Source organism: Paraburkholderia sp. RCC_158 (assembly GCF_041355255.1).
In the GTDB taxonomy this organism is placed as follows: Bacteria; Pseudomonadota; Gammaproteobacteria; order Burkholderiales; family Burkholderiaceae; genus Paraburkholderia; species Paraburkholderia graminis.
This window is the reverse complement of record NZ_JBFUPM010000015.1, coordinates 33,396-46,833: the sequence shown is the minus strand read 5'-3', so window position 1 is coordinate 46,833 and position 13,438 is coordinate 33,396. Positions and strand designations below refer to the sequence as shown.

Genomic DNA, 13,438 nt, shown 5'->3' with positions numbered 1-13,438 from the left:
GCTCACGATTGCAGCGCGCGCAGGCCGCCGCCTGGCTGCGCGTCGGCGAGCATCGCGTCCCACGCGAACCGCGCGCGCACGAGCGTGCCGCGCGGGCCTTCGCCATCGCCGCGTTGCGCCGGCTTTTGCGCGGGGTTTTGCACCAGCGGCTGGAAGCCGCGCCGGGCGCTCACGCTCAGCGTGCCGTCGAAGGCCGCACAGCGCGCCTTCATCCCACTCAGCCCGAAATGCCCGTGTCTGCGATGCGCGTGGCGCGAAACGCCGACGCCGTCGTCGCTGACGATCAGCGTCAGATGACGACGGCTGGTTTCAATCCGCACGTCGGCGGATTCGGCGCGCGCGTGCTTGGCAATGTTGTTCAGCGCTTCCTGGGCGACGCGGAACACGGCGAGCGCGGCGTCGGCGGAGAGGCGCGTGAGACGCACGTCGGCCGCGCAGACGAAGCTCGTGCGCAACTGCGTGCGGGCGGCGAAGTCGCCGGTCCACTGGGCGAGCGCGCCGACGATGCCCGCTTCGAGCGCCGGCGCATGCAGTTCGGCCACCGCCTGGCGGGTCGCGGCGCAAACGGCGTCGAGCGAGCGGTTGGCGACGGCGAGCGCGGCCGAGCATTGCGCCGGAGCGTCGGCGGGCAGCCAGGTTTCCACGCCGGCGAGCGCGAAGCGCGTCGCGGTCAATTCGGCGCCCACGCCGTCATGCAGTTCGCGCGCGACGTGACGGCATGCCGCTTCCTGCGCCCGGACCAGTTCGGCGGAAAGCTCCCGCACGCGCGAGCGCAGGCGAGCCAATTCCCGTTCCGCCGACGCCGACGCCGACGCCGACGCCGACGCCGACGCCGACGCCGACGCCGACGCCGACGCCGACGCCGACGCCGACGCGCGGCCCGCGTCTTCGGCGGCGCGCGGCAACAAGGCCGAAGCATGGCTGGTGAAACGGACGACAGTCGACGTATCCATGACTTTCTCTCAGAAAGCGGCGCGGACGGCGAAGCGGTGGCGCATCGGCGCCGCGAAGACGAAAGAACGCATCAGGTCTCGGGCCTCCAATATGGCCGCATCAGATGACTACGACGGGCAGATCACTACGCAGCAACGTAACGAAATTTACATTCAGTAACAAGCGCGTCGTGCCATGAGCGGCAGTGAAATCGCCCGGCGGCGCGCCGCGATCATATCCCAAAAAAGAAAAAAATGCAGGCCCACCAAGGCTTAGCGGCATTACCTCACGTAACGCCTGACATGCCGCTCATGCCGTTCTGTAGGAAGATTGCCGACAGAAAATGTCAAATATCCGGTGCCCAATTGTAACGGCGAAAAAAAAGGAGCCAGAAGGCTCCTTTTCCCTGGTTTCGCGGCGCGAACCGCGAAAAATCGCTTAACCGACGAACGCCTTTTCGACCACATAGTGGCCCGGCTCGTTGTTGCTGCCTTCCTGGAACCCCAGGTCGTCGAGCAGTTTGCGCGTGTCGCGCAGCATGTGCGGGCTGCCGCAGAGCATCACGCGGTCGTTTTCGAGCGAGAAGCCCGGCACGCCCAGGTCGGCGAACAGCTTTTCCGTCTCGATGAGTTCGGTGATGCGGCCGCGGTTCTCGAACGCTTCACGCGTGACCGTCGGGTAATACAGCAGCTTTTCCTGCACCAGTTCGCCGAGGTGCTCGTGCGCCGGCAGGTGGTCGGTGATGTATTCCTTGTACGCCAGTTCGTCGACGAAACGGCAGGTGTGCGTGAGGACCACGCGCTCGTAGCGGTCGTAAATGTCCGGATCTTTGATGATCGACATGAACGGCGCGAGGCCCGTGCCGGTGGACAGCAGCCACAGCGTCTTGCCGGGCAGCAGGTTGTCCGCCATCAGCGTGCCGACCGGCTTCTTGCCGATCAGCACCTGGTCGCCCACTTTCAGATGCTGCAAACGCGACGTGAGCGGGCCGTCCTGCACCTTGATGCTCAGGAATTCGAGATGTTCTTCGTAGTTCGCACTCGCGAGGCTGTACGCGCGCAAGAGCGGCTTGCCGTCGACTTCGAGGCCCACCATCGTGAACTGGCCGTTTTCGAAACGGAACGACGGATCGCGCGTGCAGGTGAAGCTGAAAAGCGTATCGGTCCAGTGATGGACGCTCAGGACGGTTTGTGAATTGAGGTTGCTCATGGCTTCTTGGATAGTGCGAAAACAAAGGCGGCCAGTCGTTGGAGCCGGCCGGCACGGCAAGGGCGATGCTGCGCTCACCCGCGGGCGGAATGGCGCGCAATCCGTTATTTTACCGCGCCCGCCGCCAGCGGGCCGAGACGCGGCGATGGGGCGCGAAAAGCGAATCAAACAGCGAATCAAGCGGTCGAGCGGCGGTGATCAACCGGCGTTCGTCGAACTCATCATGCGGATTTCCGGCCGAAGAGCGCGGGCGCCGGTTTTCGCTGGGTCCGCCGGGTCCGACTACGACCGGCGACGGGCAGTGCCAGGCGTGCTTGCCGCCGCGCGTCACCAAGGGTACGGCGATGGACGAAGGCCGCGCGGGGCGGCTGCCACCGGCTGTCCGGCTCGCGCCGGGTAGGCGCGCCGCGCGGGCAACATTTTCAGGATGATACAGAAAGCTGCCGTGCGGCGCAGCATAGACCCTGCCAATAAAGCAGGCAAACGGGCGGAAAACCAGGCTCGGGAATGTCAGCGTTTGCCCGCTGCAACCGCGCAATGAGTGACGTCGCGCCGAGGCGCGCGTTCGGCAGAAAGCGCATAGGCCCGGCCGGCGTCTGCATTTGTGTCTACGTGACCGCGCGTTCGCAAGCGCAAGTGCAATCGCATCGATCGAAAGCGCGCTTTTCGGCCCGCATGCCAAACCACGCTCCGCGTCGTCACTCCACCCGCAAGCGCGCCATATACGGCAAATGATCCGACAGCCAAGCGGTTTCCTGCGTCGGCGGAATCCATTCGATCGGCTTCATGCCGCGCACGAACATTTTGTCGAGCGCGAGGGCGGGCGAAAAAGCGGGGAACGTGCGGCCCGCCTCGCCGAGCAGCGTGGCCACTTCATGCAGGCCGTGCTCGCCGAAAAGCGGCACCGAATCGTTGCGCCAGTCGTTGAAGTCGCCGGCCAGCACGAGCGGACCGTCCGGCGCTTCCTTCGCGATCCAGTGAGCGATCCAGTTCATCTGACGCAAGCGCGCCGAGCGCGTCAGCGCGAGGTGCGCGCACAGCAAGGTGACCGAGTGTCCGCCGAAGGTCGCGCGTGCGACCAGCAGCCCGCGTTTCTCGAAGCGATGCGCGGAAATATCCCAGCGTCCGCCGAGATCCAACGGATGCGGCGACAGAATCGCATTGCCGTGCCGCCACGACGGCTTGAACACGTTCGGCCCAAGCGCGATTTCCAGTTGCAGCGCCTGCGCGATTTCGGTCGCCTGGCAATGCCAGACATCGTTCAAGGGATCGGCGACGGGCGCGCCGAAGCTGCTCGCCAATACCGGCGACGGCATGCGGCGCGCCATCGCTTCCTGCAGAAAATAGGCGTCCGCGTGGGTCGACTGAACCCAGCGCTGCATGGCTTGCCAGGCTTGAAAGCCGAGCGGCGTGCGGCCCTTGTGAAGGTTCCAGCTCACCGCCACGAAATCCTTGGGTGCTGTGCTTTCGCGGATCAATTCTTCGGGGTTTCGCATGCCGCGTTATCCACGTGTTCTGTTTTCGGAGCTTCGATTGTTCATGCGTTGTTCGCGGGTCTCTCAGGTTGGCTCTTCAGCTTCGCTTTTCAACCCCCTCGAGCGGAACGCGCTTGCGCCTGATTTGCCGCGGGCTTGTCGCTGGCTCGCAGCGCAGTCAGTTCACCGCACTGGCCGCACTGGCCGCGCTGGTTGCGCTTGCCGCATTGGCGCCATTCGTCAGATTTGCGCGGACGCGGTAGACGAGCGCCGGGTCTTTGTCGACGATCGTCCAGCTCGCCCATTGACCTGCCGCCACCTTCAGACCGGGATGGCTCGCGCTCACCTGGCGCGGCTGCGGCGGCAGCTTGCAGCCGGTGTCGGTCTGGCGCGCGGCGCTGTCCTCGAACGTTTCCTGCGCCTCGATGGAGAGCGTCACTTCGTTACTGTCCGCCTGCAGCGGCGATACCGTGAGCGTGCGCGCCAGGTCGATGCTGCCCGCCGGCTGATCCTTGCAGCCGACGTTGTGCTGCACCACCTTGTGATGCGTGTCCGTGCGCGCCTGGCCGACCGTGGTCGTGCCGTCGAAGGTGTCGATCTGCTGCCCGTTGAGCAGCACTTGCAGTTGCCATTGCACGACCTGCTGCGGCGGCCGCTGCTGCGCCTGTGCCAGCATCGAAGTGCCGATCAGCACGGCCGCGATAGACGTTTTCCACATAGAACGAATCTCCGGTGACTGCGTCCGGCAGCCTGGTCAGAGGGCCATCTTACGCCTGATGAGCGCAACGCTTTTCTGACACGTTAAACGGGGCCGGGTTCAGCAACAATCTATTTCGAAGCGCGCCGGTTGTGCTCGCTGCGCGCTTGGCGCGGCTTTGCAGCATAACCGGCTGTTAGCAGCAGAGCCGCACGACTGCTGGCTTGCGTGCCGATCTGTCCTCGTTAAACTGGACCTGAAACGGCGTCCATCGGATGCCGCCTAGCAAGGCCAGTCAGACGGGGTGAGCAATGACAACAGCAATGGTCAGACAGGAAATCGCCGTAGCGTCTTTCAGTCAGGTGTACGACCTCGATCAGGTCGAGACCGCGCTGAACGATCTGAGCGAAGGCGCCAACGACGCGCTGCGCACAACCTACGAAAAGATGCTGAAAACCGGCAATCTGCGGTTCTGCGTGAAGCCGAACCGCATGCCGTCGATCGACGATCTGATCGACGCATTGCCGAACTTCGCCGATCCGCTCGACGACATCCGCAAGCAGGTCGCGCTCTGCCTCGAGACCGAGGACCGTCTCGAACTGATGCCAATTCTGCTGCTCGGCGATCCCGGCATCGGCAAGACGCATTTCGCGAAGCAGTTAGCGCGCCTGCTCGGCACGGCTTATCAGTATGTCGCGATGAGCTCGCTGACGGCCGGCTGGATTCTTTCCGGCGCGTCGTCGCAATGGAAAAACGCCAAGCCGGGCAAGGTGTTCGATGCGCTCGTGAACGGCAGCTATGCGAACCCGGTGATTACCGTCGACGAAATAGACAAGGCTACCGGCGACTCGCAATACGATCCGCTCGGTGCGTTGTACGCGCTGCTGGAGCACGACACGGCGCAGAGTTTCATCGACGAATTCGCCGAGATTCCGATCAATGCCGGCCACGTAATCTGGATTGCGACGGCGAACGACGCGCGCTCGATTCCCGAGCCGATCATGAACCGGATGAACGTGTATGAGATTCCGCCGCCGGATCGCGACGGCGCGCGCCGCATCGCGCAGTCCATCTACGCCGAGATTCGCGGCGCGCACAACTGGGGTCTGCGCTTTCCGGAGCAGCTCGGCGATGACGCGCTCGACGCGCTGAAAAACGCGTCGCCTCGCGAAATGCGCCGGGCGATTCTGAACGGCTTCGGTGCGGCGCGCATCGACGGACGCGACGAGATCGGCGGCGGCGACATCCGGCTCGACTTCGGCAACCGTCGCAGGCCGATCGGCTTCTAGGCAGCCACTGTCCATTCCCGCCAAAAACTGCGAATGGCCGCACGATGCGCTGCCGCTGGAAACAGCGGGAGCGCATCGCCGTGCGCGCGGCGTCGTACAATTTGAGGCAGCGGTCGGATGACCGTTGTAAAACGGTCGCAAAACGGCAGTGCGTTCGGCAGCGAGCGGTGTACGGCGTTCGTTGGCCGCATGCTGTTGCCATCTACATGGATGAACGAGGCGGCGCGTAGCGAAGTCGGCTGCGTCGAGGGACATGGACCAGATCGAATGTGTCGTAATCGGCGCCGGCGTGGTCGGGCTCGCGGTGGCGCGTGCGCTCGCGGCGCGCGGGCGCGAAGTGATCGTGCTCGAAGCCGCCGAGGCAATCGGCGTGGGCACGAGTTCGCGCAACAGCGAAGTGATTCACGCGGGCATCTACTATCCGCGCGGCTCGCTGAAGGCAACGCTATGCGTGCGCGGCCGCGAGATGCTTTACGACTATTGTGTCGAGCGTAACGTGCCGCATTCGCGCTGCGGCAAGCTGCTCGTCGCGACGTCGAACAATCAGATTCCGCAGCTCGACAGCATCATGGCCAAGGGCCGCGACAACGGCGTGCTCGACCTGATGCGCATTACGGGCAGCGAGGCGCAGGCGCTCGAACCGGCGCTCGAATGCGTGGCGGCCGTGTTCTCGCCGCAGACAGGCATTGTCGACAGTCATCAGTTGATGCTGGCCTTGCAAGGCGACGCCGAGCGCGACGGCGTGATGTTCGCGTTCCACTCGCCGGTCGAGGCAATCGAAGCGGGCAATGGCCGCTTCATCATCAAGGTCAGCGGCGACGCGCCCACCACGATCAGCGCCGCTTGCGTGATCAACAGCGCCGGGCTGCACGCGAACGCGCTGGCGCGCAAGATTCGCGGACTCGACGCGCGCCACGTTCCGCCGCTTTACCTCGCGCGCGGCAACTACTTCAGCATCTCCGGACGCGCGCCGTTTAGCCGCCTGATCTATCCGATGCCGAACGAAGCAGGGCTCGGCGTGCATCTGACGATCGACCTTGGCGGCCAGGCGCGCTTCGGTCCGGACGTCGAATGGGTCGATGCGATCAACTACGACGTCGATCCCCAGCGCGCCGAATCTTTCTACGCAGCGATTCGCGCTTACTGGCCGGCGCTGCCGGACAACGCGCTGCAGCCGGCTTACGCGGGAATCCGTCCGAAGCTGTCGGGCCCCGGCGAACCCGCCGCCGATTTCGTGATCCAGGGACCGGCCGCGCATGGCGTGCGCGGACTCGTCAATCTGTTCGGCATCGAATCGCCGGGACTCACGGCTTGCCTGGCGATCGCGCAGCGGGTGTGCGAATTGAGCGGCCGCGCATGAGCGCACGCCGTTGCGCTTCACGCGGGCGGCCTGATGTCGTTGCGATTCGCTTATCTCTATCATTTGACCCGTCACCTGAGACGGCTTCATTGATATCCTTGGGGACCGCTGTCATCAGAACGGCGATCAGTTCAATATAAATGGAGTGAGTCCCCATGAAAGCTTCCCGTCGCACGTTTTTGATTTCCAGTATCGGCGTGGCCTCGTCGCTGGCACTGTCCCGCCAGGCATTCGCCGATGCACCGAAGGTCGCAGAAAGCGACCCGACCGCACAGGCGCTCGGCTACAAGGAAGACGCCAGCAAGGTCGACAAGGCGAAGTTCGCCAAGTACGCACCGGGCCAGGACTGCGGCAATTGCAGCTTCTATCAGGGCAAAGCGAGCGATCCGTACGCGCCGTGTCCGATGTTCGCCGGCAAGCAGGTTGCGGCGAAGGGCTGGTGCAGTGCGTATAACAAGAAGGCCTGATCGCGTGGTTCTCACGCTGCCTTCATGCGTTGGCTGAAGTGCGCTGCAATATGACGGGCAGTTCGGCGCGCTGATCGCCGAACTGTTCCCCTGCGGATTTGCGCTGCACGGGTTTATCGTTGGTCTACCGCATTGCCGTGACGATGTTCGGCGGCTTTGGACCGTTCGTCGTCACCTCGCTTACCGAGGCGAGCGGCTCGCCGCTCGCACCGACTTATTACTTGATGCGCGGACTGGCTGCGTCGATCGTCGCAGTGGCTTGCATGCCGGGCCATCGTCACGTCGATGCCGACGCACGCGCAGCGCAAACCGTTCACCTCACATCACACCGCCTAGCTGCGCGCCTTGATCAGCGGCGGACGCTTGTCGAACCACGGCCGTGCCGCTTCGAGTTGCGCGGCAAGGCGCAGCAGCGTGGCTTCGCCGCCGTCGCGGGCCGCGAACTGCACGCCAACGGGAAGTCCGCGCGCATTCCAGTAAAGCGGTATCGACATGGCCGGCTGGCCGCTCAGATTGAAGAGCTCGGTGCAGCCCGCCCACGCAAACGCCTTGTTCGATGCCTCGGCGAGCAGCTTCTTCATCAGCGGCTCGAGCGGCATCGCGCTGACTGCGCGCATCTGCATGCGCTCGGCCTGCGTCGGATGCATCTCGCCGATCTTGATGGGCGCCGCGGCGAGCGTCGCGCAGAGGATCACGTCGTAGCGGCTCAACAGATCGGTCAGACGTTCGGTGATGCGGCGCTGTTCTTCGAGCGCCCCGGGCAGGCCGCGCTCACCGAGCTTGCGGCCCACGTGCGCCATCGCCCACGTCGAGATTTCGAACTCGTCGCGCGACGGCTTGCGTCCGGTGATGCGCTCGGCGTTCAGCACGAGGTCTTCCGCCGTGACGGACCACAGCGTGAGGAACGCGTGCCTGACCGCGTCGAAATCGATCCGGAGCGAAACAGGCTCGATGTTGTGTCCCAGCGAGCTTGCAAGTTGCGCGGCGTCGTCGAGCGCGGCGCGTGCATCGGCGGAAAGCGACGGGGCGAGCATCGGCTCGGTCACGTACGCAATGTTCAGCGGTTTGCACGGCTCGCGGCTCGCGCCGAGAAACGTACCCGGCGCGCCGAGCGGACGGTCCGCGTTGCCCGCGAGCAGGTCGAGCAACAACGCGCTGTCGCGCACGCTGCGCGAGATGGCGTGATCGACGCCGAGTTCGCCGGCCGCGACCGCGGCGGGCATGCGCGGCACGCGTCCACGCGACGGCTTGAGCCCGAACAGTCCGCAGCACGACGCGGGGATGCGGATCGAGCCGCCGCCGTCCGATGCATGCGCGAGCGGCACGATGCCCGCCGCGACTGCCGCCGCCGCACCGCCGCTCGAGCCGCCGGGCGTATGGTCGAGATTCCACGGATTACGGCACGCACCGAATAGTTCGGGCTCCGTATAAGGCATTTGACCGAGCTCCGACGTGCTCGTCTTGCCGAAGATGTTGAGGCCCGCCGCTTTGGCGAGTGCGACGACGGGCGCGTCGTCGGTGGGAATGAAGTGGCGATAGTGACGGCTGCCCATCGTCATGCGCAGGCCCGCGACGGCGGCGCCCAGATCCTTGATCAGATACGGCACGCCGGCGAGCGCGGTTTGCGGGCTGTCGGCGTCCGCGCCATTTGCGCCGTTGATGCCGTTCGCCATGCTCGCGTCGTAACGCGACGCGCGTTCGCGGGCGGCTTCGTAGTCCTTCAGCACGATCGCGTTGATCGCGGGATTGACCGCTTCGGTGCGCGAGATCGCTGTGTCCAGCAACTCACGCGCGCTGGCTTCGCGAGTCCGCACGAGTTCGGCCAGGCCGAGGGCGTCATGGGCGAGATAGTCTGATAGCACGGCGGAAAGGACCTCGCTGGCGGATGTGGGATGTCCATCGTCGATGCACGCAAGCGGCGGCGCGGCGGCACAGCTACGCCGTGATTTGCCGCCGCGTGCATCGACGCGAAAAGAGCGGGCGCGCCGCCCTTGAAGCGTAACCGACTCGCGCGCCGCCGCGGCGAGCCTATCGCGTCAGTGCGTGACTTGCGTCACTTGCCCGACTTACAACCGCTCGCCGAGGAACGTCAGCGTGCGGCCATGCGCGAGCGCGGCGGCGCGCTGGTTGTACGACGCACGGTCCGAACAGTTGAAGCCGTGATCCGCGTTCGGATAGATGTGGAACTCGGCATCGGTGCGGCCGGCAAAGCGCTCCTGAATCTGACCGACGGCCGACAGCGGAATATGCTGGTCGAGTTCGCCGTAGTGAAACTGCATCGGCACCTTAACCTTCGCGGCTTCGTCGAGCTTGTTCTGAATGCCGCCGCCGTAATAGGCGACCGCGGCGTCGACGCTGCCGCGCGCGGCCGTCAAATATGCAAGCAGTCCGCCGAAGCAGAAGCCGATTGCCGCAATCTTGCCGGTGACTTCGGGCATCGCGCGCAGCGCCGCGGCCGTTGCGCCGATGTCGTCGGCCGCCTGGTTTGCGTCGAGCTTCTGCATCAGTTCGACGCCCTTCGCGCGGTCCGCGCCTTCATAGGTCAACTCGACGCGCGGCTGCACGCGCCAGAACACGTCGGGTGCGAGCGCGACGTAGCCGTCTTGCGCATATTGATCCGCGACCGAGCGGATATGGCTGTTCACGCCGAAGATTTCCTGAATGATGATGACAGCCGGTCCCTTGCCGCTTTTGGGCAGCGCGAGATAGCCGCCGAACGTGTCGTTGCCGGCGGGAATGTCGATCCATCGCGAAGTGATGCTCATGGTGTCCTCCGTAATCGCGCGCGGTCGCGCGAATGAATTGAGTGGGCGAGTTGAGACAAAACGAATGCAAGAGGCGCGAATGCCTGAAGCGGGCGGTCAGTGTGCCACCAAAAGAAAGCCGATGCAGGCACCCCCGGCAAAGCCTTGCGAACAGCCTTCGAAAGCCCGTTCGACGGGCATCGTCAAGGCAATCTCATTGGACGATCCGAACGTTCTCGATTATTCATTTTCCTGTTGCGCGTCGCGCCGGTAGAGTCCACGGTAAGGTCTCGCGGGGATGGCGAGCGGATTGCGCGAAGGAGAATCGATCATGAGTGAAGGCAGTTTTGTGACGCCGTTTGCCGAGCGTTTTGGCTTGCGTGTGCCGGTCGTGCAGGCGCCGATGGCGGGCGCCACGACGCCCGAGTTGGTCGCGGCCGTGTCGAATAGCGGCGGCCTCGGCACGCTGGCCGGTGCGGCGCTGTCGCCGGAGAAAATCGCGAGCGACGTCGCGGCGATTCGCGCGCTGACGGATCGCCCGTTCGGCGTCAATCTGTTCGTGCTGCAGCCTGCCGCGCCCGACGACGCCACCGTGCGCCGCGCGCTCGAAGCCATCGACCCGGTGCGCGCGGACCTAGGTTTGCCGCCGGGCCGGCCGCTCGAACGCTACGCGCCGGATTTTCGCGCGCAGTTGGAGGCGCTGATCGAATCGCGTGTGCCGGTGGTCAGCTTCACGTTCGGGCTGCTGTCACGCGAAGACGTCGCGCGGCTGCAGGCGAACGGTCAATATGTAATCGGCACCGCGACGCATGTTGCGGAAGGCGTCGCGTGGCGCGACGCGGGCGCCGATGCGATCGCCGCGCAGGGTTCGGAGGCGGGCGCGCATCGCGGCACGTTCATCGGTTCATTCGAAGAAGCGCTGGTCGGCACGATGGCGCTCGTGCCGCAACTCGTCGACGCAACCGGACTGCCGGTGCTCGCCGCCGGCGGCATCATGGACGGACGGGGAATCGTCGCCGCGCTCGCGCTCGGCGCGCAAGCCGCGGTCATGGGCACCGCGTTCCTGACTTCCCGCGAAAGCGCGATACCGCAGGCATGGAAAGACCGGCTGCGCTCGATTTCCGACACGTCGACTTCGGTGACCTACGCGATCACTGGCCGCCACGCGCGCGGCATCCGCAATCCGCTGATGCAGCGCCTGAGCGAAGCGCCGCAGAAGATCGCGCCGTATCCCGTGCAGAACGCATTGACGCAGGAGTTGCGTCAGACGGCCGGCCGCGCGCAGAACGGCGATTATCTGTCGCTGTGGTCGGGGCAAGGTGCGCCGCTCGGCCGCTCGCGGCGCGAGGACTTCGGCGCGGCAGAACTGATGGCCCAACTCGACGACGAATGGCGTGCGGCAAGCGCCGGCATCGCGGCGTTCGTCGCTGGATTTAAACGCTGAACCGCGACGAGTCAGGACGCGTGCCGCCCCCGCTTGCGGCGCGCGTCGTTTTCAAAAAAAGTGCCGGCCGCTCGAATCCATTTCGACGTATTCCGCCTCATTCGAACCATTAACGGTTTGACTCGCTAAAACCTTTAGCGCTTACTCGCCGATGCGTTGCTCATATAGCGGAAACCCGCATGGGCCGGTGCTTTCCAGCCCGCGACGCAAGCCGGAAGCCGGCGCCACTGGATAAACGCTATTAGTGTTCATCCCACTTCCTCAAAAAAGTCCCACAAATTAATTTGATAGCCTACACTTGCGCGCAAGTACGGGTTGCCGCCTGTCACAAACAGTCCGGCAGACGTACTGGCCAAGTGCATGAACGATGCAACCGGCGTGGTCGTCCACGGGACTGAGCGACACGTGTTGGGGAAGCGGGGGCACAGGGCGATTACGTTGTTTTTGGGACCGAAACTGGAGACTTACATGAACATCAAGATTCAAAAGCTGTTGCCGATCAGCGCTGCGGCGATGCTGTTCGCGACGTTGGCAACATCGGCTGCAGCCGACACGGTCGTCAAGATCGGTCACGTTGCACCGCTGACTGGCGGTATCGCTCACCTGGGGAAAGACAACGAAAACGGCGCACGCCTCGCGGTTGAAGAAATCAACGCGAAGGGCCTGACGATCGGCGGCCAGAAAGTCACGCTGCAACTCGACGCACAAGACGACGCAGCCGACCCGCGTACTGCTACGCAAGTCGCGCAGAAGCTGGTCGACGACAAGGTTGTGGCAGTGGTCGGCCACCTGAACTCGGGCACGTCGATTCCGGCTTCGAAGATCTATAGCGATGCAGGCATCGTGCAGATCTCGCCGTCGGCAACGAACCCGGCCTATACGCAACAAGGTTTCAAGACGACGTACCGCGTCGTTGCGACCGACGCGCAACAAGGTCCGGCACTGGCTAACTACGCAGCCAAGGGTCTGAAAGTGAAGAGCGTCGCGATCGTCGACGACTCGACCGCTTACGGCCAGGGTCTCGCGAACGAATTCGAAAAGACCGCAAAGTCGCTGGGCCTGAACGTGATGTCGCATGACGCGACGAACGACAAGGCTGTCGACTTCCGCGCGATTCTGACGAAGATCAAGGGCGAAAACCCGGACGCGATCATGTACGGCGGCATGGACGCCACCGGCGGCCCGTTCGCGAAGCAAGCCAAGCAGCTCGGCCTGCGCGCGAAGGTGCTGGCAGGCGACGGCGTGTGTACCGACAAGCTGTCGGACCTCGCTGGCGACGCAACCGACAACATCGTCTGCTCGGAAGCCGGCATGGCGCTCGAGAAGATGGAAGGCGGTTCGGCGTTCCAGGCGAAGTACCTGAAGCGTTTCGGTCAACCGATCCAGATCTACGCTCCGTTCACGTATGACGCTGTGTACATCATCGTCGACGCAATGAAGCGCGCTGGCTCGACCGATCCGTCGAAGATCCTCGCTGCAATGCCGAACACCGACTACAAGGGTGTGATCGGCCAGACGACCTTCGACTCGAAGGGCGATCTGAAGCACGGCGTGATCTCGCTGTACAACTACAAGTCGGGCAAGAAGACGCTGCTCGACGTGGTGAAGATGTAATACCGCATGGGTGCGGGCAGCTTGCGCTGTCCGTGATCGCATGATTGGAAAGGCACGCGTACCTTCGGTCGCGTGCCTTTTGTTTTGGGGTGGGGTTTGGTGGTTGGTGGTTGGCGTCAGCCGTGGTGGTCGCGTTGCGTGCGTTGCGTGCGTCGGGCGCGTTGCCCGCGTTGCTTGCGTTCTAAGAGGAGTAACGGCTATCGCAA

At 64.3% G+C, this 13,438-nt stretch carries 11 protein-coding genes and 1 pseudogene; 6 read left to right on the top strand and 6 right to left on the bottom strand.

The annotated features are described in order from the left end of the window. Positions 1–2 precede the first annotated feature (2 nt). The 4 genes from AB6809_RS25140 to AB6809_RS25125 form a co-directional block, all read right to left on the bottom strand. Positions 3–953, bottom strand: a complete 951-nt coding sequence (locus tag AB6809_RS25140) for a sensor histidine kinase (protein WP_371027395.1) — start codon at positions 951–953, stop codon at positions 3–5. A 418-nt stretch (positions 954–1,371) separates the two neighbouring features. Then, on the bottom strand, positions 1,372–2,142 hold the full coding sequence (locus AB6809_RS25135; protein ID WP_006050489.1) for a ferredoxin--NADP reductase: 771 nt from the start codon (positions 2,140–2,142) through the stop codon (positions 1,372–1,374). A gap of 698 nt (positions 2,143–2,840) precedes the next feature. Beyond that, a complete protein-coding gene (locus AB6809_RS25130; protein ID WP_006050488.1) occupies positions 2,841–3,638 on the bottom strand; it encodes an endonuclease/exonuclease/phosphatase family protein in 798 nt (265 codons plus the stop codon). 157 nt (positions 3,639–3,795) lie between these two features. Next, positions 3,796–4,335 carry a hypothetical protein gene (locus AB6809_RS25125; RefSeq protein WP_029969496.1) on the bottom strand — a complete coding sequence of 180 codons (540 nt, stop codon included), beginning with the start codon at positions 4,333–4,335 and terminating at the stop codon, positions 3,796–3,798. 290 nt (positions 4,336–4,625) lie between these two features. Here AB6809_RS25125 and AB6809_RS25120 point away from each other — a divergent pair, with 290 nt between their 5' ends. The 4 genes and pseudogenes from AB6809_RS25120 to AB6809_RS25105 form a co-directional block, all read left to right on the top strand. Continuing rightward, complete coding sequence (locus tag AB6809_RS25120) at positions 4,626–5,603, top strand: AAA family ATPase (protein ID WP_029969498.1); 978 nt, start codon at positions 4,626–4,628, stop codon at positions 5,601–5,603. Positions 5,604–5,856: 253 nt separating this feature from the next. Further along, the gene (locus AB6809_RS25115; RefSeq protein ID WP_029969500.1) at positions 5,857–6,963 is read left to right on the top strand and encodes an NAD(P)/FAD-dependent oxidoreductase; all 1,107 of its coding nucleotides are present in this window, start codon (positions 5,857–5,859) and stop codon (positions 6,961–6,963) included. A gap of 155 nt (positions 6,964–7,118) precedes the next feature. After that, positions 7,119–7,430 (top strand): high-potential iron-sulfur protein, encoded by a 312-nt coding sequence (locus AB6809_RS25110; protein ID WP_006050484.1) that lies wholly within the window; start codon positions 7,119–7,121, stop codon positions 7,428–7,430. Between the two features lie 49 nt (positions 7,431–7,479). Further along, positions 7,480–7,729, top strand: a pseudogene (locus AB6809_RS25105) (MFS transporter); the annotation flags it as partial. A gap of 33 nt (positions 7,730–7,762) precedes the next feature. Here the strand turns inward: AB6809_RS25105 and AB6809_RS25100 are convergent. Continuing rightward, positions 7,763–9,292, bottom strand: coding sequence for an amidase (locus AB6809_RS25100; protein WP_029969501.1), 1,530 nt, complete (start codon positions 9,290–9,292; stop codon positions 7,763–7,765). 204 nt (positions 9,293–9,496) lie between these two features. Then, on the bottom strand, positions 9,497–10,195 hold the full coding sequence (locus tag AB6809_RS25095; RefSeq protein WP_006050482.1) for a dienelactone hydrolase family protein: 699 nt from the start codon (positions 10,193–10,195) through the stop codon (positions 9,497–9,499). A gap of 310 nt (positions 10,196–10,505) precedes the next feature. Here AB6809_RS25095 and AB6809_RS25090 point away from each other — a divergent pair, with 310 nt between their 5' ends. Beyond that, complete coding sequence (locus AB6809_RS25090; RefSeq protein WP_006050480.1) at positions 10,506–11,618, top strand: nitronate monooxygenase family protein; 1,113 nt, start codon at positions 10,506–10,508, stop codon at positions 11,616–11,618. A 468-nt stretch (positions 11,619–12,086) separates the two neighbouring features. Further along, a complete protein-coding gene (locus AB6809_RS25085) occupies positions 12,087–13,232 on the top strand; it encodes a branched-chain amino acid ABC transporter substrate-binding protein (protein ID WP_006050479.1) in 1,146 nt (381 codons plus the stop codon). Positions 13,233–13,438: the final 206 nt, after the last annotated feature.

Bases quoted from the DNA above. Each gene is read 5' to 3' on its own strand.
- AB6809_RS25135 (WP_006050489.1), bottom strand. From the start codon at position 2,142: ATGAGCAACCTCAATTCACAAACCGTCCTGAGCGTCCATCACTGGACC.
- AB6809_RS25090 (WP_006050480.1), top strand. From the start codon at position 10,506: ATGAGTGAAGGCAGTTTTGTGACGCCGTTTGCCGAGCGTTTTGGCTTG.
- AB6809_RS25130 (WP_006050488.1), bottom strand. From the start codon at position 3,638: ATGCGAAACCCCGAAGAATTGATCCGCGAAAGCACAGCACCCAAGGAT.
- AB6809_RS25115 (WP_029969500.1), top strand. From the start codon at position 5,857: ATGGACCAGATCGAATGTGTCGTAATCGGCGCCGGCGTGGTCGGGCTC.
- AB6809_RS25120 (WP_029969498.1), top strand. From the start codon at position 4,626: ATGACAACAGCAATGGTCAGACAGGAAATCGCCGTAGCGTCTTTCAGT.
- AB6809_RS25095 (WP_006050482.1), bottom strand. From the start codon at position 10,195: ATGAGCATCACTTCGCGATGGATCGACATTCCCGCCGGCAACGACACG.
- AB6809_RS25085 (WP_006050479.1), top strand. From the start codon at position 12,087: ATGAACATCAAGATTCAAAAGCTGTTGCCGATCAGCGCTGCGGCGATG.
- AB6809_RS25140 (WP_371027395.1), bottom strand. From the start codon at position 953: ATGGATACGTCGACTGTCGTCCGTTTCACCAGCCATGCTTCGGCCTTG.
- AB6809_RS25110 (WP_006050484.1), top strand. From the start codon at position 7,119: ATGAAAGCTTCCCGTCGCACGTTTTTGATTTCCAGTATCGGCGTGGCC.
- AB6809_RS25125 (WP_029969496.1), bottom strand. From the start codon at position 4,335: ATGTGGAAAACGTCTATCGCGGCCGTGCTGATCGGCACTTCGATGCTG.